This is a genomic window from Halorubrum halophilum (assembly GCF_000739595.1).
GTDB lineage: Archaea > Halobacteriota > Halobacteria > Halobacteriales > Haloferacaceae > Halorubrum > Halorubrum halophilum.
Genome location: NZ_BBJP01000045.1, coordinates 1 through 1,605, shown reverse-complemented (window position 1 = coordinate 1,605; position 1,605 = coordinate 1). Strand labels below are relative to the sequence as shown.

Annotated in this window: 1 protein-coding gene; it reads left to right on the top strand. The window is 56.9% G+C overall.

What is annotated here, in order from left to right; all coding sequences use genetic code 11:
* Positions 1-160: 160 nt before the first annotated feature.
* A complete protein-coding gene (tnpC, locus tag ACP96_RS13580; protein ID WP_050033703.1) occupies positions 161-1,597 on the top strand; it encodes an IS66 family transposase in 1,437 nt (478 codons plus the stop codon).
* The last annotated feature ends 8 nt before the right edge of the window (positions 1,598-1,605 follow it).

Below are 1,605 nucleotides of genomic sequence, written 5' to 3'. Positions count from 1 at the left end.
GTATGTGTTTAGCCCGGGCTGATTTCGGTACTCTCTCGTAGGAAGCGTTCAACGGACGCGATATGAACAGGCAGCAGACATCGAATATGATTCTCAGGGATGGGCTCCGCAGCGGAGCCCATCCCGTTACTTCTGCTGTCACTACTGGTTGGTGGGGTCTGTGAACGCAGACGATTTCACCAAAGAAGAACTCCTTTCTCGGTTTCTCCAACTTGAGCAACGAGTCGAAGAACTCGAACGGGAGAACAAGCGAAAGGACAAGAAAATCGATCAGAAGGACGAGCGGATAGAAGAACTCGAAACACGCCTTCGCAAATACGAAAATCCGCATACACCGCCCAGTAAGCGACGGTCGGGGACTGACGAGTCCCCGACCTCGCAGGACGACGAAGACGAGAATGTTCGAACCGATGGCGGTACTCCCGGACGGAAGGACGGTCACGACCCAGAGTGGCGTGCAACAGCAGATCCCGACAAAGAGATCGATGTCACCTGTGAATGTTGTCCCGAGTGTGGCGAACACTTCGACGAGTCGGTGGGCGTCAGCCCCCGACTCGTCGAGGAGGTTCCCGATCCACAGCCACCAGAAATCACCCGGTACAACCGTCATTACTACCAGTGCCGCTCTTGTGGAACAGAAACCGTTGCTACACACCCCGACTGCCCCGATGAGGGGCAGTTCGGGGTGAACGTCATCTCTCAAGCAGCACTTTCTCGGTACGATCACCGCCTCCCCTACCGGAAAATCGCTGACCGGTTCGAGCAACTGCATGGATTAGAACTCTCGGGCGCGTCCGCGTGGCACGCGACCGAGCGCGCTGCGCGCGCCGGTCGCTGCGAATATGAACAGATTCGAAGACAGATTCAGCAAGCAGAGATCGTTCACGTTGACGAAACCGGTATCAAACGCGAGGGTGAGCAAGCGTGGATCTGGACATTTCGGACGAGCGAGCACACGCTATACGCCGTAAGAGAGAGTCGTGGAAGTGATGTTCCCGCGGAAGTCCTCGGCGAGGACTTCCCGGGAACGGTCATCTGCGATGGGTGGACGGCGTATCCAGCGTTCAGCAGTAACCTTCAGCGGTGCTGGGCACATCTTCTCCGAGAAGCTGAAGACGCTGCTAGTGACCACGAGGAGGCAGAGCCCGTTTACCGGTATCTCAAGCAGATGTTTGTCGGTCTCCAGTCGTGGCTGGAGACCGACCCGAGTCTTCGTGAGAGAGCACAGATGCACCGCTCATGCCAGAACGGGCTTAGATCGCTCGTGGAGCGGTCAGTAACCGACAAACCAGTGGCAACACTACTCGGGAAGATCGAAGGTGGGATCGACCACTGGCTCACCTTCGTCGGTGAGCCAGCGGTCTCCCCGACGAACAACGCAGCTGAGAACGCACTTCGTGAACCAGTCGTTCTCCGGAAAATCATCGGGACACTCCGTAACGATCGAGGTATGTTCGTTCACGAGACGATCTTGTCCCTGCTGGCGACATGGCGCCAGCAGGGACGCAATCCCTACGAAGAACTTCGCCGAGTCGTCAACAACAATGAGATGATCTCACGGACTCACGCTGTGCCGGCTGTCGAGACTTCGGGGTAAACTCATAC